The 16,434-nt window shown below is 71.8% G+C and carries 15 protein-coding genes and 1 pseudogene; 5 read left to right on the top strand and 11 right to left on the bottom strand.

The genetic code is table 11. The features are described 5' to 3' along the window. Window positions 1–6: 6 nt before the first annotated feature. The 3 genes from WBG99_RS33860 to WBG99_RS33850 are packed head-to-tail and all read right to left on the bottom strand — an operon-like array spanning window position 7 to window position 4,705. On the bottom strand, window positions 7–1,080 hold the full coding sequence (locus WBG99_RS33860; protein ID WP_338900019.1) for an iron-siderophore ABC transporter substrate-binding protein: 1,074 nt from the start codon (window positions 1,078–1,080) through the stop codon (window positions 7–9). Continuing rightward, window positions 1,080–3,002, bottom strand: a complete 1,923-nt coding sequence (locus WBG99_RS33855) for an ABC transporter ATP-binding protein (protein ID WP_338900018.1) — start codon at window positions 3,000–3,002, stop codon at window positions 1,080–1,082. Before WBG99_RS33855 ends, WBG99_RS33860 begins: the two co-directional genes overlap by 1 nt. Further along, window positions 2,999–4,705 carry an ABC transporter ATP-binding protein gene (locus WBG99_RS33850; protein WP_338900017.1) on the bottom strand — a complete coding sequence of 569 codons (1,707 nt, stop codon included), beginning with the start codon at window positions 4,703–4,705 and terminating at the stop codon, window positions 2,999–3,001. Before WBG99_RS33850 ends, WBG99_RS33855 begins: the two co-directional genes overlap by 4 nt. Window positions 4,706–4,957: 252 nt before the next feature. Here WBG99_RS33850 and WBG99_RS33845 point away from each other — a divergent pair, with 252 nt between their 5' ends. Both WBG99_RS33845 and WBG99_RS33840 read left to right on the top strand, forming a co-directional pair. Beyond that, entirely contained in the window at window positions 4,958–5,206 is a 249-nt protein-coding gene (locus tag WBG99_RS33845; RefSeq protein WP_338900016.1) for a hypothetical protein, read from the top strand. A gap of 31 nt (window positions 5,207–5,237) precedes the next feature. Further along, a complete protein-coding gene (locus WBG99_RS33840) occupies window positions 5,238–5,702 on the top strand; it encodes an RpiB/LacA/LacB family sugar-phosphate isomerase (protein WP_338900015.1) in 465 nt (154 codons plus the stop codon). Here WBG99_RS33840 and WBG99_RS33835 read toward each other — a convergent pair. The 4 genes from WBG99_RS33835 to WBG99_RS33820 are packed head-to-tail and all read right to left on the bottom strand — an operon-like array spanning window position 5,674 to window position 10,152. After that, window positions 5,674–6,678, bottom strand: a complete 1,005-nt coding sequence (locus tag WBG99_RS33835) for a serine/threonine-protein kinase (RefSeq protein ID WP_338900014.1) — start codon at window positions 6,676–6,678, stop codon at window positions 5,674–5,676. The genes WBG99_RS33840 and WBG99_RS33835 overlap by 29 nt on opposite strands. Beyond that, on the bottom strand, window positions 6,671–7,354 hold the full coding sequence (locus WBG99_RS33830; protein WP_338900013.1) for a hypothetical protein: 684 nt from the start codon (window positions 7,352–7,354) through the stop codon (window positions 6,671–6,673). The genes WBG99_RS33835 and WBG99_RS33830 overlap by 8 nt, the downstream gene beginning before the upstream one ends. A gap of 5 nt (window positions 7,355–7,359) precedes the next feature. Further along, entirely contained in the window at window positions 7,360–9,684 is a 2,325-nt protein-coding gene (locus WBG99_RS33825; protein ID WP_338900011.1) for an FHA domain-containing protein, read from the bottom strand. Between the two features lie 57 nt (window positions 9,685–9,741). Then, window positions 9,742–10,152, bottom strand: a complete 411-nt coding sequence (locus WBG99_RS33820; protein ID WP_338900010.1) for a hypothetical protein — start codon at window positions 10,150–10,152, stop codon at window positions 9,742–9,744. Between the two features lie 477 nt (window positions 10,153–10,629). Here WBG99_RS33820 and WBG99_RS33815 point away from each other — a divergent pair. Together WBG99_RS33815 and WBG99_RS33810 are read left to right on the top strand one after the other, a co-directional pair. Beyond that, window positions 10,630–11,015, top strand: a pseudogene (locus WBG99_RS33815) (nuclear transport factor 2 family protein). A gap of 106 nt (window positions 11,016–11,121) precedes the next feature. Then, window positions 11,122–11,424 carry a DUF1905 domain-containing protein gene (locus tag WBG99_RS33810; RefSeq protein WP_338900009.1) on the top strand — a complete coding sequence of 101 codons (303 nt, stop codon included), beginning with the start codon at window positions 11,122–11,124 and terminating at the stop codon, window positions 11,422–11,424. Here WBG99_RS33810 and mgrA read toward each other — a convergent pair. Next, window positions 11,405–12,403, bottom strand: a complete 999-nt coding sequence (mgrA, locus tag WBG99_RS33805) for an L-glyceraldehyde 3-phosphate reductase (RefSeq protein ID WP_338900008.1) — start codon at window positions 12,401–12,403, stop codon at window positions 11,405–11,407. The genes WBG99_RS33810 and mgrA overlap by 20 nt on opposite strands. 408 nt (window positions 12,404–12,811) lie before the next feature. On the opposite strand from mgrA, the gene WBG99_RS33800 reads away from it, so the two are divergent. After that, window positions 12,812–13,336: a DinB family protein gene (locus WBG99_RS33800; protein WP_338900007.1), complete on the top strand. Its 525-nt coding sequence runs from the start codon at window positions 12,812–12,814 to the stop codon at window positions 13,334–13,336. Here the strand turns inward: WBG99_RS33800 and WBG99_RS33795 are convergent. The 3 genes from WBG99_RS33795 to WBG99_RS33785 form a co-directional block, all read right to left on the bottom strand. Then, window positions 13,312–14,388, bottom strand: a complete 1,077-nt coding sequence (locus tag WBG99_RS33795) for an adenosine deaminase (protein WP_338900006.1) — start codon at window positions 14,386–14,388, stop codon at window positions 13,312–13,314. The two genes, WBG99_RS33800 and WBG99_RS33795, sit on opposite strands and share 25 nt — an antisense overlap. Before the next feature lie 220 nt (window positions 14,389–14,608). After that, entirely contained in the window at window positions 14,609–15,004 is a 396-nt protein-coding gene (locus WBG99_RS33790; RefSeq protein ID WP_338900005.1) for a VOC family protein, read from the bottom strand. A gap of 170 nt (window positions 15,005–15,174) precedes the next feature. After that, on the bottom strand, window positions 15,175–16,350 hold the full coding sequence (locus WBG99_RS33785) for a hypothetical protein (RefSeq protein ID WP_338900004.1): 1,176 nt from the start codon (window positions 16,348–16,350) through the stop codon (window positions 15,175–15,177). Window positions 16,351–16,434: the final 84 nt, after the last annotated feature.

The following is a 16,434-nucleotide window of genomic DNA, read 5'->3' as shown; positions in this document are numbered from 1 at the left end:
GCCGCGTCAGGACGCGGGCTGCTCCACCTTCGTGTTTGTCTTGCCGTCGACGGCCGCCGCCAGCTGCGGGACCAGCCGTTCGACCACGTACGGCAGGCTGAGCGCCGAGACGAACGACGTGGCGTTGCCGTAGTCGCTGGACTCGTCGACGAAGACCTCGCGGGCCTGCTTCACAACCGTCAGATCCTTGTACGAGGCGTCCTTGTGCAGCGTGGCGGCGTCCTCGGCCGGATCTCCGACGATCCACACGATGGCGTCCTGGTCGAGCAGATCGGTGCGCTCCTTGCTGATGTTCGCGCCGAACTGGTCACCGATCACCTTGTCCAGGTCCGCCGGCAGGGAGAAGCCGAGGCCGGTCAGCAGGCGCGAGCGCGCGTCCTGGCTGCCGAAGACGAACATGCCCTCGTACGGCGTGGCCATGACCGCCGTGGCGCCCTTGAAGTCGGGGTGCTCCTCGGCGGCGGCCTTGATCTTCGCCTCGGTGTCCGCGACCACCTCGGCGGCTTCCTCCGGCTTACCGAGCGCCTTACCGACGGTCTCGGTCTGCTCCTGCCAGGGGACGCCGTAGTCGTTGTACTTCTTCGGCTGGGCGACGACGGGGGCGAACTTCGACAGCGACTCGTACTGTTCCTTGGTGAGTCCGCCGTACACCGCGAGGATCAGGTCGGGCTTGAGGGCGGCGATCTTCTCGACCTGCGGGCCGGTGCCGGTGTCCTTGAGGACGGTGGGTGCCTCGGCGCCGCCGAGCTTGTCCTCGGCCCAGGGTCCGATGGCGCCCTTGTAGCCGCCGAGCCATTCGGTGGTGCCGACGGGGACCTTGCCGAGGGCGAGGACCGCGTCCTGGTCGGTGAGGCCGACGGTGACGATCCGCTGGGGCTCGGCCTCGATCGTCGTGCTGCCGTACTTGTGGTCGATGGAGACAGGGAAGGCGGAGCCGCCGGAGGTGCTCTCCTCCGCGCCGGCGTCCGACGCGTCGGAGGCGTCGTCGGAGGCGGAGCCGCCACCGCAGGCGGTGGCGAGGAACAGGGTGGCGGAGGCGAGCGCGACGGCGAGCCGTGGCGCTCTACGGGAGCGGAACATCAGCGGTCCTTCGGTTCGGGTTCCTGTGGAGCGGTTCGTGTGGGGGTCTCGGGGGCCGGCCGGGGGCCGGTGTCACGGGCGTCCGACCAGGCCGCCCACAGGGCGGCGTAGGGGCCCCGCGCGGCGCGGAGTTCGTCGTGGGTGCCGCTCTCGACGACACGGCCGGCTTCCATGACGACGACACGGTCGGCGGTCGCGGCCTGGCTGAGGCGGTGGGCGACGATCAGCGCGGTGCGGCAGTCCACGGCGCGGGCGACCGACTTCTCCAGGGCGCGTGCTCCGGCGCTGCCCGCCTCGGCGGTGGCTTCGTCGAGGATCACCAGGGGTGGGTCGGCGAGTACGAGCCGGGCCAGCGCGAGGGCCTGCGTGCGCTCGCCGCTCAGCCGGTGGCCGCCGTCGCCGACGACCGTGGCGAGCCCGTCGGGCAGGGCCTCGGCCCAGGCGAGGGCGTCGACGCGGTCGAGTGCGGCGCGCAGTTCGTCGTCGGTGGCGTCGGGTTTGGCGAGCCGCAGGTCGTCGGCGAGGGGGCCCGCGAAGACATGGGTCTCCTGGGTGATCAGGGCTATCGTGCGGGAGGCGGCGGCGCCGAGTTCGGTGGGTGGCAGGCCGCCGACCAGGACCGTTCCGGTGGTGGGCGGCTGGATGCCCGCGACGAGTCTGGCCAGGGTGGTCTTGCCGGCCCCGCTGGCGCCGACGAGGGCGACGCGTTCGCCGTGGCGGATCGTCAGGTCGATGTCGTGCAGAACTGGGTGACCGGTGCGGTAGGCGTGGCTCAGACCTCGGACGGTGACGTCGACGCGGCCGGCCTCGACGGTGTGCTTCGGCGCCGGGGGAGCGGGTTCGTCCGTGACGCCGACGAGGCGGGCGAGGCCCGCCGTGGCCGACTGGGCGTCGTCGAGGAGGGCGAGGGCCGCGTTGACGGGCCCGAACAGGCTGTGGAAGTACAGGGCGGCGGCGGTCGCCGTACCGATGCTGGCCGAGCCCTGGCGGACCAGCCAGTAGCCGGTGCCCAGGACGGCGGCGAGACCGAGGTACTCGGCGATGTGCAGTCGGCTGTAGAAGCCGAGGACGAGCCGTACGCCCCGCATGGTCAGGGCCACGACGGACCAGGACCGATCGGTGACCCGCTCGGTGTGTTCCCGTCCCAACCGGAACGCCCGCAGGGTGGAGCTGCCGCCGATGGTGTCGAGCAGCTGCTGCTGCTGGGCGCCCGCGGCCACCCGCTGCTCCGCGTAGAGCGGGACGGCACGGGTGACGTACCAGCGCGCGGTGGCCGCCTGTACGGGCACCGCGAGCAGCGCGGCCAGCAGGAAACGCCAGTCGAGCAGGGCCATCGCCCCGAGAGTGAGGACGATGGTGAGCAGGGAACGGCCCAGCGCGGGCAGCGCGGTGCGTACGGCGTCGGCGATGAGGGACACGTCGGCGGTGACCCGGGCGGTCAGGTCACCGGCGCCTGCCTTCTCGACCCGGTCCAGCGGCAGTGCCAGGGCCCGTGCCACGAAGAGTTCACGCAGCCGGGCCAGGGTCGTCTCGCCGAGCCGGGCGATCTGCGACAGCCCGAACCCGGCGGTGACGCCCTGTGCCACGGCTACCGCCACCAGAAGCCCGGCGGTGGCCGTGACGGCGTCGGCGGACCCGCGCTCGGCGGCCAGGTCGACGATCCGGCCCAGCAGGGGCTGCACCAGCAGCCCGACGGCGGTGGAGCCGACCATGACGGTGAACGCGGACAGCGCCAGCCGGCGTTGCGGGCGCAGCAGTTCGGCCACGGCCGCCCGGGTGCGGGCGGGGGTGGCGACGGGGAGCAGGACGGGTCCGGCGCGGTCGCCGCCGGGGGCCCCGGTCTCCACGGTCTCGATGGCCTCGGCGGTCTCGATCGCCTTGGGGGCCTCGGCGGTGTCGGCGGTCTGGGCGGGTTCGGTCATGTGAGGACCGCCGTACGGTAGTCGGCGCACTCGTGGACGAGCCGCTCGTGGTCGCCGGTCGCGGTGACGCGGCCGGCGCGGAGGAGGACGACCCGGTCGGCGACGGCGAGCAGGGCGGGGCTGTTGGTCACCAGGAGCGTGGTGCGCCCGCTGCGGACGTCCCTGATCCCGGCGGCGATCCGTGTCTCGGTGACGGCGTCGACGGCGGTGGCGGGCTCGTGCAGGACCAGCACCGGCGCGTCGGCCGCGAGGGCCCGTGCGAGCGCGACCCGCTGCCGTTGTCCGCCGGAGAGTGAACGGCCGCGTGCGGTCACGGGCGTGTCGACGCCGTCGGGCAGCGTGTCGGCGACCTCGTCGGTGCCGGAGGCGGCCATCGCGACCGTGACCGTCGCCGGGACGGCGCCGACCGCCGCCGTGACGTTCTCCAGGAGCGTGCCCTCGAACAGGTCGGCGTCGTGTTCGGCGACGAGGACCGTCGCGCGGAGCCCGTCCAGGCCGAGGGCGGTCAGTGCCGTGCCGTCCAGTTCCACGGCACCGTAGTCGGGGTCGGCGCCGCGACCGAGACAGCGCAGCAGCGCGGCGGCGTCGGCGGGATCGGTGGTGGCGACGCCGACGGTCTCGCCGGGGGCGATGTCGACGTCCACGCCGCGCAGGGTGCCGTGGGAGAGGTCGCGGAGCGTCAGCCGTCCCTCGACACCACGTGCCCGGATGTCGACGGCCGACGGACCCGGGGCTACGGCGCCGGGGGCGTCCAGGACTTCCGCGATCCGGGCCGCGGAGGCGCGGCCTTGCGCCAACTCGGCGTTGACCCAGGCGAATTCGGTGAGCGGACCGATGAGGAAGAGAGCGAGCCCGACGGAGGAGACGAGTTCACCGAGGCCGATGTCGCCGCGTGCCGCGAGTCGCCCGCCGACGAGGGCCACCAGGGCGATGAACGCGCCGGTGAGGATGGTGACGACGCCGTTCTGCCAGGCCTCGGCGCGGGCGGCACGCAGGGTCGCGGAGAGGGAGTCCCGGCTGACGAGCCGGTAGCGGGCGACGGCCGCCGTCTCGGCGCCGATGCCCTTGAGGACGCGCAGTCCGGCCACCAGGTCGGCGGCGACACCGGAGGCCCGCGCCGCGCGTTCCTGTTCGGTCTCGCTGCGCCGTTCCAGAGGCTTGCTCAGCAGGTGTCCCAGCCACAGCAGCAGCGGGGTGCCCAGCAGGACGAGCAGGCCCAGCCCCAGGGACACCCGCAGCAGGGCCACCGCGCTGACCACGAGGCCCGCGGTGGCCGCGAAGGCGACGATGAGGGCCATGGCGACGGCACCGACCCGCTTCGCGTCCTCGGTGGCGATGTTCGTCAACTCGCCCGGCAGCCTCCCCTCTTCGGCGCCGCCCTCGGGGGCGAGGACACGGCCGACGAGTCGGGTTCTGAGGTGGTGTGCGGCGGTGACGGAGGCGCGTTCGCCCGCGCGGGCACTGAAGCGGAAGCTGACGGAGAGTCCGACGTACACGGCCGCGAGGACGGCGAGCCAGAGGAGCAGACCGGGGACGTCGCCCCCCACGACTCCGCGCTCGATGGCCAGTCCGATGAGCACCGGCACCAGGGCCTCGCCCGTCTGGTGCCCCATCCCCACAACCGTGCCCAGCACGACGTCCCGACGCTGCCCGCCGACCGCGCGCCACAGAACGTTCCGTCCCGGCGGGTCCGCTCTTCTCACACATCCCTCCGGACCGGTCTCGCCAACACAGGAACCGTACAAGGAAACTTAGGTAAGGCTAACTACATTTACCTTCTCGGGCCAGCCCTGAAGCGCCGTCACGACGAACCGATCTCTGCCGAACGCTGGGACATTATCCGATGAGCCGTCAACTGACGGGCCAAGAAGGCCACTTCATCCCATCGAGACGTCACACCTCACCACCACGACACGTCACCGCGGCGACCGACCCGACCGCCCGGCTCGGCAGACATGGCCGCCGCCCTTCGGGCCGTGCCGGTCTCGCACACCCTCGACCCGGACGGTGGCGTGGCGCGCCAGTTCCGTATCACCGAGGAGGGTGAGCGCCGCCTCGACGAGGAGCGGGAGGGCAACGTCCGCACCCTCGCCATGATGCCGGCCGACTGGTCCGACGAGGACATCACCGGGTTCGCCGACCACCTCGAACGCTGCAACACGGGTATCCAGCGGCTGCACGGCAAGCCGTGGCCGCGCCCGTAGGCGTGACGGAAAGCCGGGTAGCCTTGGGAGCATGCGGATCTCCGTCTCCTCCGATGTGGACGAACCCGTCGCCCGCCTCCTCGTCACGCAGTTGCGCGAGCGTGGCCACGAAGTGCTGACCCATGGCGCGCTGCGCACCGGGGACGACCCCCGCTGGGCGGCCTGCTCGGAGGCGGCGGCGCGGGAGGTCGCCTCCGGCACGTCGGACCAGGCCGTCGTGTGCTGCTGGACGGGCACCGGCGCGTCGATCGCCGCGAACAAGGTGCCCGGCGTACGGGCGGCCCTGTGCACGGACGCGTACACGGCAGACGGCGCCCGGCGCTGGAACGACGCCAATGTACTGGCGATCGGCCTGCGGCTGACCTCCGAGCCGCTGCTCAGGGAGATCCTTGACGCCTGGTTCGCCGCCGAGGCCAGCCAGGACGCCGACGACCGGGAGAACGTGGCCCGCGTCGAGCGGCTGGACGTCAGTCGGGGTGCCGGCCGGGCCCGGTGAAGACGGGCCTGGCCCAGCGGGGCGGCTCCGGCGGGACTTCGGGCGGTCCGGGTGTCGTCGGCGTGACCGCCCGGGTCGGCGCGTGCCCCGGCGGGAAGCCGCGTGTGGTGTCAGCGGCCCTCAGCGCGGCCACGAAGGACAGGCAGGAGTCGTACCGCTCGTCCGGGGACTTGGCCAGCGCCGTCGCCAGGACCTGGTCCACGGCCGGCGGCAGATCGCGGCGCGCACGGGTCAGCGGGGGCGGCTCGTCGTACTGATGGGCCCACAACAGGGCCATGTCGTCGTCCCGCTGGAAGGGCGGCCGGCCGGCCAGCGTCTCGTGGACGACGCAGGCGAGGCTGTAGACGTCGCATCGGCCGTCGACGGGCTTGCCCGAGATCTGTTCCGGCGCCACATAGTCGAGGGTCCCCACGAACTGGCCGACGCTCGTGAAGCCCGTCAGGGACAGCGACTTCTTCGTCAGGCCGAAGTCGGTGAGGTAGACGTGCTCGGGGTGGTCGCTGTCGGTGCCCTGTGCGACCAGGATGTTGCCGGGCTTCACGTCCCGGTGCACCAGCCCGTGGTCGTGCGCGGCGTCGAGCGCGGAGGCGACCTGTGCGGCGATCCGGGTGGCGGTCGCGACGGGCAACGGGCCCTGCTGGTCCAGGAGATGACGCAGATCCCGCCCGGCGACGTACCGCATGGCGATGTAGAGGAGGCCGTCCGTCTCCCCCGCCTCGAAGACCGGCACGATGTGCGGATGGTCGATCGCGGCGGCCACCCGTGACTCGTACGTGAAGCGGCGACGGAAGGTGTCGTTGCGCGCCAGTTCCGGGGCGAGCAGCTTCAGCGCGACGGTCCGCTCCAACCGCAGGTCGCGCGCCTGGTAGACGACGGCCATGCCGCCACGGCCGATCTCGCGTTCGATGCGGTAACGCGCGATCTGCCGCCCCACGAGCTCGGACGGGCGCCCCGCGAACGGTTGGGTCTCACCCATCGGGGGTCACCGGAGGGACCAGACGCGTGGGTTCGTCCTGGCTCGGCCCGTGTTCCCCGGGTCGTGGACCGGTCGCCCGGCGGTCGGGGGGCCGGTGATCCGCCGGCTCACCCGCGCCGTCCCCTACGACCCGGGTCGGCTCCGGGGCCGGGGCTGCGGCCGGTGGGACCTGAGGGTCGGCCGGGGTGTCGTGCGGCTTGTCGCCCACGGCGAACGTACTGAGCCGGGCCCCGTCGCAGTACACCCACCGCTCGTGCGCGGCGTCGAACAGCCACAGCGACTCGCCGTCCACGACGACCCCGATCCGCAGGCCCTTCGTACGGTCGCGGAAGGACTGTCCGTCGCGATGTCCGGCGGCCAGGGCCTCCGCCTCGGTGCGGTAGCGCGTCAGGGCCTCCTCGACGCGGGCCAGCAGGGGGCGCGGGTCCGCCGTGCGGGCGAGGGCGGTGCCTGCGACGGGCGGTTCCCGGGGTACGGCGACGAGGAGGCGGCCGTCGACCCAGGCGGACCAGCCGTTGGCGCACAGGACACGGCCCCAGTCTCCCTGCCGGTCCAGGAGCTGGACCGGCAGCAGCGCGTCGAGAGGCACGGTGGGACGGGACGGATCGGGGGCCTCCCAGGCGGGCAGTCCGCCCGGCGGGACGACGTGGGTGGGGAGGAAGGCGGGGGTCGTCATCGCGACTACTTCCGCATCACCGCGGGTTCGCGGCGGCGCAGCAGACGGGCGACCAGGTAGCCGCAGAGCACCGCGAGGACGACGAGCATTCCCATGTCGAGCAGCCACACGCCGACCGCGTGCTCGAACAGCGGGTCCGTCCTGTCGGGGACGATCCGGTCGAGGTCGATGGTGCCGGCCATCGCGGCGAACGCCCAGCGCGACGGCACCAGCCACGCCAGCTGTTCGAGGACGATCGTGCCCTTCACATCCAGCAGCGCGCCGCAGAACACGACCTGGATGATCGCGAGGAGCACCAGCAGCGGCATGGTGACCTCCTCCTTGCGGACGAGCGCGGAGACGACCAGGCCCAGCATCATCGCGGTGAAGGCGAGCAGCGCCACGGCCACCGTGATCTCGGCCAGCGGCGGCAGCAGCACCCCTTCGCCGCCGGGGGCGTTCAGATCGACGCCGAGCAGGGCGACCAGGGTGAGCACGACGGCCTGGAGGACGGTGACGGTGCCGAGGACGACGACCTTGGACATGAGGTAGGCGGATCTGGACAGGCCGACGGCTCTCTCGCGCTGGTAGATCACCCGTTCCTTGACCAGTTCGCGTACGGCGTTCGCGGCTCCCGTCAGCACGCCGCCCACGCACAGGATGAGCAGGGCGTTCATGGCGGTCTCCCGGTCCAGCGTGCTCCCCGCGAGCGCCCTGGCCATCGCGCCCATCACGAACGGCAGGGCGATCATGATGGCGAGGAAGGTGCGGTCGGCGCCGAGCGCCGCCGCGTACCGGCGGACGAGTGTGCCCAGCTGGGCGCTCCAGCTCTGCGGCTTGGGCGGAGGCGCCACGGCGACCGGCGCCTCGTCGGGCAGATACGGCTGGCCCATGGCCGTGGTCACGTACCGGCGGTGGAGGGGCGAGTCCTGGTACTGCCCGGCCCAGTCCCGCTCCCTGTCCCGCTCGAAGGCCTCGAATGCCTCCGGCCACTGTGCGAAGCCGAAGAAGGCGAGGGTCTCGTCCGGCGGCCCGTAGTAGGCGACCTTGCCGCCGGGTGCGAGGACGAGGAGCCGGTCGCAGACATCGAGGCTGAGAACGCTGTGGGTGACGACGATGACCGTTCGGCCGTCGTCGGCGAGACCGCGCAGCATGTGCATCACCGAGCGGTCCATGCCGGGGTCGAGACCGGAGGTCGGCTCGTCCAGGAACAGCAGCGAGGGTTTCGTCAGCAGTTCCAGGGCGACGCTGACCCGCTTGCGCTGACCGCCGGAGAGGCTGTGGATGGGCTGGTCGGCACGCTGTTCGAGGCCCAGTTCGCGGATCACCTCGTCGACCCGCGCCTGGCGCTCGGCCTTCGCGGTGTCCTGTGGGAAGCGGAGTTCGGCGGCGTAGGCGAGGGCGCTGCGCACGGTCAGCTGGGCGTGCAGGATGTCGTCCTGGGGGACCAGGCCGATGCGCTGGCGCAGTTCGGCGTAGTCGCGGTACAGGTCGCGGCCGTCGTACAGGACCGTGCCGCTGTCGGCGGGGCGCTGCCCGGTCAGGGCGTTGAGGAGGGTGGACTTGCCGGCGCCGCTGGGGCCGACGACCGCCAGGAGGCATTTCTCGCCGACCGGAAACGCCACCTTGTCGAGCAGTGTCTTCCGGCCCCGGTCGACGGCGACGGTGAGTTCCTGGACGTCCAGGGAGACCTCGCCGGTGTCGACGTACTCCCGCAGTTCGTCGCCGACCAGGCAGAACGCGGAGTGGCCGACGCCGACTACGTCACCGGGAGTGACCGGGGCGCGGTCGACGGACCGACCGTTGAGGAAGGTGCCGTTGTGGCTGCCGAGATCGACGATCTCGTACGTGCCCTCCGGGCGGGCCCGCAGCTCGGCGTGCCGACGGGAGACGACGAGGTCGTCGATGACCAGGTCGTTGTCGGCGGCGCGGCCGATGCGGACGGTCCGCTCCGGAAGCGGGCGGACGCTGGTGGGCTGCCGGAACGTGCCGGAGGAGGCGGGGCGGAAGATGCCGGAGGGGCGTTCGGGAGCGAGGCCGCTGAGCACCGCGCGGGGGCCGTCGGGAAGGCTCGCGAAGTGGATGACGCTGCCGGGGCCCACGTCCCACTCGCGGACGCGGTGGCCGTCGGCGTAGGTGCCGTTGGTGCTGTTCTCGTCCTCGATCGTCCAGTGGCCGGCTTCGGCGCGGAGCACCGCGTGGTGCCACGAGACCCGGTCGTCGTCGAGGACGACGTCGCTGAGCGGGTCGCGTCCCACGTGGTACTCGTGGCTCGGGGTCATCACCGTGGAGCCCGACTCGGTTTCCAGCAGGAGTTCGGGCGCAGTCGGTGCGATCGACCGCTCTGCCATGGGGAAAATTCTACCGATCAGCCCACATATGCGCCTGGCCGCGCCGTCGTCCCGGGATCAGGCGGCCGGAGCGGTGATCCGCTGGACGATGCGCTGCATGCGTACCGCGTCGACGGACTCCGCGAGCAGTTCGTACTCGGTGGTGTCGTCGTTGGTGGCGATCCGGACCAGGTTGCCGGCAGCCAACTCCTCGGCGACCAGCTCCTGCTGCATACCGTCGGTGGACCAGTCGCGCAGCATGCTCGGCACGTCCGGGACGGTTGCGGCGACCGGGACGACCGCGTTCGGAGGGAAGCTCGGGTTCTCCGGCTGCGGGTCGAGGCGTTCGGCGATCCATAACGCGCGGTCGCGCATCCACCACAGCGCCAGCGCCAGCGTGGGAGCGCGGTAGGTACCGAGGGGCACGCCGACGCGTCGGCCGCCGCACATGCCGTACGCGGTGACATGGCACAGGAATTCGTCATGCACGCTTCGCTCCCCCGATCGCACCGCCGACCCCGCGCGGTCCGGCTCGCCGCGCGGACTTCCTCTCGTTCCGCCGTCCTGCCTGACTCGCGGTCCCGCTCGTCTCACAGTGTTGCCCGGGCGCAGTCCTGCCTGGTCACGCACGTCTGGCGACATGACCGTCACGCACGGCGACACCATGGGGGCGCACGGAAGCGCGTCGGTTCATGGCTCAACCGCCCTGCCAGTCGAGTATCGCCACTCCTGACGCTCTGTCACCATCCCAATTCGGCCAGTCTCCTGGCATATGCGGGAGCATGGTTGGCCGAAACGATGCGCAGGGCCCTCCGACCGGGCCTTCCTCGGCATGACCTCCGAGGTGATCGACGCCCTCCGGCACCTCCGGGCATCGTGTGCGGTGCCGGATCACGAGGGGCTGTGGACGGCTCCGTGTCCGGTCCCCGTCCTTTACGTATCTCCTCGTCGAAGGGTTCAACGATCATGTCCACGATGCACGACCGCTACGAGTCCGCCGTCGCCCGCTGCTTCGCGGCCTGGAACGCCTCCGGCGAGGAGACGATGACCGAAGCGGTCGCCGCCGCCTGGGCCGCCGACGGCGGCTACACCGATCCGCTGGCCGAGGTGCGCGGGCACGCGGAGATCGCCGCGCTGATCACGGCGGCACGCACCCAGTTCCCCGCCCTCGCCTTCCATCTGACCACGGCCGTCGACGGTCACCACGACACCGCCCGCTTCGGCTGGGAGCTGGTGGACGAGGCGGACGGTGCCGCCCGGTCGCCGGGTTCGACGTGATCAGGCTCGACGCCGAGGGCCGCATCCGCAGCGTGTACGGCTTCCTGGACCGGGTGCCGCCGTCGGCGGCGTAGCGACGTAGCGACGTAGCACCGGATCGCTCGCCGCCTCGCGACGAGTTTCCGCGCTCCCGGTGGTCTCGTATGCAGGAGAGGACGACCGGGAGCGAAGGACGACATCATGAGCACGCTCGACGAGCAGTTCACCGCGGAGCTGCGCAAGAGCCCCGCCAAGGGCGGCTGGACCTATCTCGTGTGGCCCGAGTCCGTCGCCTTCTTCGGCACCCGCGGCCTGGTCAAGGTGCGCGGGACGATCGACGGACACCCTTTCCGCGGTTCCTTCATGGCCCTGGGCGACGGCACCCACAAGCTGCCCGTCAACGGCGAGGTACGCAGAGCGATCGACAAGGGGGCGGGCGAGTCGGTGACGGTCCGACTGGAGGAGCGGATCGAGGAACGGAACGTCAGCCCCGGCCCTCGATGATCGCGTCGATGCGGGCCAGCTCGTCCGCGTCGAAGTCGAGGTTGGCGATGGCGCCGACGCTGTCCTCGATCTGCCGGGCGCTGCTCGCGCCGACGAGCGCGGAGGTGACCCGGCCGCCGCGCAGCACCCAGGCGAGGGCGAGCTGCGCGAGGGTCTGACCGCGTGACTTGGCGACCTCGTCGAGCGCGCGCAACCTGCCCACCAGGTCCTCGGTGAGGACGTCGGAGTTGAGGAACGGGCTGTCGCTCGCAGCGCGCGAGCCCTCCGGGATGCCGTCGAGGTAACGGGAGGTCAGCAGGCCCTGCTCCAGCGGGGAGAAGACGGTGGAGCCGACCTGGAGTTCGTCGAGGGCGTCGAGCAGGCCCTCACTCTCGGGACGCCGGTCGAGCATCGAGTAGCGCGGCTGGTGGATGAGGAGCGGTGTGCCCAGCTCGCCCAGGATGCGGGCGGCCTCGCGGGTCTGCCCGGCCGAGTAGTTGGAGATGCCGACGTACAGCGCCTTGCCCTGCTGGACTGCCGAGTGCAGCGCGCCCATCGTCTCCTCCAGCGGAGTCTTTGGGTCGGGGCGGTGCGAGTAGAAGATGTCGACGTAGTCGAGGCCCATGCGCCGCAGGCTCTGGTCGAGCGAGGAGAGCACGTACTTCCGGGAGCCCCACTCACCGTACGGGCCGGGCCACATCAGATAGCCCGCCTTGGTGGAGATGACCAGTTCGTCGCGGTACGGGGCGAAGTCGGCCTTCAGCGCGTCACCGAGGGCGGACTCGGCGGAGCCGGGCGGCGGACCGTAGTTGTTGGCCAGGTCGAAGTGGGTGACGCCGAGGTCGAAGGCGCGGCGCAGGATGGCGCGCTGGGTCTCGACGGACCGGTCGGGACCGAAGTTGTGCCACAGACCGAGCGAGAGCGCGGGCAGTTTCAGGCCGCTGCGTCCGGTGCGCCGGTAGGGCATGTCCGCGTAGCGGTCGGGGTGTGCGGTGTACAACGCGACTCCAGAGTGGTTGGCACGGTGGGACCGGAGTCCCTGAGAACCGGTCTCCACTCTTTCGCGACCTGGGGGCATCGGTCCAACAGAAGAATCCGATGGGAGTCAGCGCACACGCCTCCCGGTGTGACGGGCGCCCACTGGTGCTGCCAGGTGGCGTACGTGTGGCGCGGATCCACGGTCACCATCAGCACCTCCGGGTCCTCGGTCGACACGCGGTACGGCAGGCGTCGCCCTGGGCCGGGCAGGTGCGTCCGACCACGCGCACGCGCAGCGCCGTGAGGACGACGGCCGTGGACTTCCGACTGCGCACCGTGATCTCCACGGGGCGCCCGGCAGCTGACGGATTCCTCGCGGCAGGTGTTCCGGGGTGGTGCGGCCGTGGCGCCGATGGCCGATGGTGGACACATGGATGTGAAGGACGTTCTCATCGAGGCGTACGGCCGGATCAAGGAGGAGGTGCACGCCGTCGTGGCCGGACTGGCGCCGGCGGACCTCCACGCCCGTCCCGCCCCCGACGCCAACTCCGTCGCCTGGCTGGTCTGGCACCTCACCCGCGTGCAGGACGACCATGTCGCCGAGGCCGCCGGACGGGACCAGGTCTGGCTGTCCCAGGGCTGGGAGAAGCGCTTCGGTCTCGACCTTCCGGCCCGTGACACGGGCTTCGGGCACAGCCCTGCACAGGTCGCCAGAGTGCGGGTCACCGACTCGGGCGAGTTGCTGACCGGCTACTACGACGCCGTGCACGAACAGACGCTGGGGTTCGTGCACGGCCTCGGACCGGGGGACCTGGACCAGATCGTGGACGAGCGGTGGACGCCGGCCGTCACCCTCGGCGTGCGGCTGGTGAGCGTCCTGGCCGACGATCTCCAGCATGTCGGCCAGGCGGCCTACGTGCGCGGGCTGGTTCAGCGCGAGGACGCCGACGCGTAGCCGGGGAGCACGACGTCCTCGATCAGGGCGTTGCGCTCGTCGAACGGGATGAAGGCGCTCTTGAGGGCGTTGACGGTGACCGTGCGCAGGTCGTCGAGCGCCCAGCCGGCCTCCTCGACGAGCAGGGTCATCTCACGGGTCATGGTGGTGCCCGAGACCAGGCGGTTGTCGGTGTTGAGGGTGACGCGGAAGCCGAGGTCCTTCAGGGCCGTGACCGGGTGCTCGGCGATGGAGGTGGCCGCGCCGGTCTGCAGGTTGGAGGTGGGGCACATCTCCAGCGCGATCCGGCGGTCGCGGACCCAGGAGGCGAGGCGGCCGAGCTTGCCGTCGACGATGTCCTCGGTGATGCGGACGCCGTGGCCGATGCGCTGGGCGCCGCAGACCTGGAGGGCCTGGTGGATGCTGGGCAGTCCGTGGGCCTCCCCGGCGTGGATGGTGAAGGGGACGTTTTCGCTGCGCAGGTGTTCGAAGGCGGCCAGGTGGTCGGCGGGCGGGAAGCCGTCCTCGGCGCCCGCGATGTCGAAGCCGACGACGCCCGCGTCCCGGAACGCCACAGCCAGGTCGGCGGTCTCCGCGCAGCGGTCGAACATGCGCATGCCGCAGAGGAGCGTGCCGACCCGGACCGGGGTGCCCTGGGCCGCCGCCTTGGCCATGCCGGCGGCCAGTCCCTCCTGGACGGTCTCGACGACCTCGGCCATGGCCAGACCGCCGTTGACCATCAGCTCGGGGGCGTAGCGGACCTCGCCGTAGACGACGCCGTCCTCGGCCAGGTCGAGCACATACTCCTCGGCGGTGCGCAACAGGCCCTCGCGGGTCTGCATCACGGCGAGGGTGTGCTCGAAGGTGGATATGTAGCGCACCAGGTCACCGGAGTTGGCGGCCTCGTAGTACCAGACGGCGAGAGCGTCCGGGTCGGTCACCGGGAGGGTGTGGCCGACCTCAGCCGCCAGCTCCACGAGGGTGGCAGGGCGCAGACCGCCGTCGAAGTGGTCGTGCAGGACGGCCTTGGGGAGGCGGCGGATGGTGTCGGCGTCGATGCGGGGCGCGGTCATGGCGTTCGTTCCTCGGCAGGTGGTGCGGTGTCGGTGGGTGGGGCGGTGTCGGTGGGTGGGGCGGTGTCGGTGGGTGGGGCGGTGTCGGTGGGTGGGGCGGTGTCGGTGGGTGGGGCGGTGTCGGTGGGTGGGGCGGTGTCGGTGGGTGGGGCGGTGTCGGTGGGTGGGGCGGTGTCGGTGGGTGGGGCGGTGTCGGTGGATGGAGCGGGTGACCGGGAGGTCAGCCGGCGGCGGGCTGGAGGAGGTCCCAGCGGTTTCCGTACAGGTCCTGGAAGACGGCGACCGAGCCGTACGGCTCGTGGCGCGGCTCCTCCAGGAACCTGACGCCGGCGGCCAGCATCCGGGCGTGGTCGCGGGCGAAGTCGCCGGTGTGCAGGAAGAAGCCCACGCGTCCGCCGGTCTGGTCGCCGATCCGGCCGCGCTGTGCCTCGTCCTTGGCCCTCGCGAGAAGCAGTCCGACGCCCTGCCCCGCGCTCCCCGGCTCGACGACGACCCATCGGCTGCCGTCGGGCCTCGGTTCGTCCTCGGCGAGCCGGAAGCCGAGCGCCTCGGTGTAGAAGCGGATCGCCTCGTCGTAGTCGTCGACCACGAGAGTGACCAGGGCGATGCGTCTCATCGGGACCTCTCGGCGGGGGCGGGTCGGGCGGAGATTCCGATTTCCGCCCGGGGTTCCCGGGAGGTTATACGTAACACGTGCGGGACGGCAAATGGCGTCTCCCCCACAGCGCACGACTGAGGCCCCCTGCCACGCAGGGGGCCTCGGTCTCGGGGCGGCCGGGGCCGGGATCAGTCGCCCGGCGACGCCTTGCGGAGGGCGGCGATGCAGGTGGTGAGCGCCTGCTGGAGTTCTTGGAGTCGCTCCAGCATGTCGTCCTCGTAGATGGCGTCGAGGTCGACGGCGTCGTCGAGGGTCAGTTCCTCGAAGACCTTCGTCGCCTTCTGGAGGCTGCTGTAGAACTTCGTACGACGCTCCTGGACCCGGAGCTCGGGGTCGGCCCGCACGGTCTGGACGACGAGCTCCTTGACGGTGTCGTACGCCTCCGCCGCCCACTCGCCGCTGTCCTCGTCGTCGTCGAGTTCGTCGATGAGGGACAGGTGCCGCTCGGCTTCGGCGCGCAGTTCGGCGGTGGCGTCGATCACTTGGCCGGCCGGGGTCTTGACCTGCCCGTTCTCGACGATCTGCCGGACGTAGCCGATGCGGCCGGCCGCCTGGGTCTCGCTCGCGACGGCCTTCTTCAGCTCGTCGGTGCGGGCGATGTCGCGAGCCAGTTCCGTCCGGAGGGAGGGGTCTTCCTTGAGGCGGTCGAGGAGGGCGGTGCGGGCCGCCTGGGCGGTGGACGGGTCGGCGAGGATCGCGGCGCGCAGCGCGGTGGGGTTCTCGGCGACCTCCAGCGCCTTGGTGGGGCGGATACCCTCGGCCTCGGCCGCCGCGGTGATCGCGGCGCCCCGGCCGGAGGTCGCGCTGGAACGGGAGCTGTAGTACGACAGCCACACGTCCGAGTCCGGCAGGCCGATCTCCTCGCCGGGTGCCAGCGCCTCGAAGTGCGGGACCATGCCGTCGTCGGCCGCCTTGTCCCACGCCTTGTAGTACCGCATGACCCGCTCCGGCGAGCACCCGGCCAGCTCGGCGAACTGCTTCGCCGACACCTTCGGCGTCTCGCCCGCCGTCTCCCCGCCGGGCCGTACGCTGCGCGCCACCTTCAGCGCGAAGGACCATCCGCCGGTGCGCGCGTACACGCCGAACTCCCTCGCGTCGCGGGCGACTTGCTCGTCGACGGCGTCGGCGGGAACATCGTCGCCGGGCTCCTGCGCAGGCGTTTCGCCGTCGGCGGCGGCCGAGGGTTCCGCGTCGCCGGTCGCGTTCGGCTCGGTCCAGTACCCGTCGTCCTGCTGCGGCACGGTCACAGGTGTCCCGTCGGCGGGCGGTACGGCCGATGAGGAGTGGGCGGTGGCTACGCTCACGGGTGACTCTCCCGGGGGGCGAACGGCAGGGGCAGAACAGGCAGCCTATATGAACCAGTTGGCGCCGCTTTGCCCCGACGGCGT

The sequence above is a fragment of the Streptomyces sp. TG1A-60 genome, assembly GCF_037201975.1.
In the GTDB taxonomy this organism is placed as follows: domain Bacteria; phylum Actinomycetota; class Actinomycetes; order Streptomycetales; family Streptomycetaceae; genus Streptomyces.
Note: the sequence above shows the minus strand (reverse complement) of the source record. Positions and strands in the feature narration are given on the sequence as shown.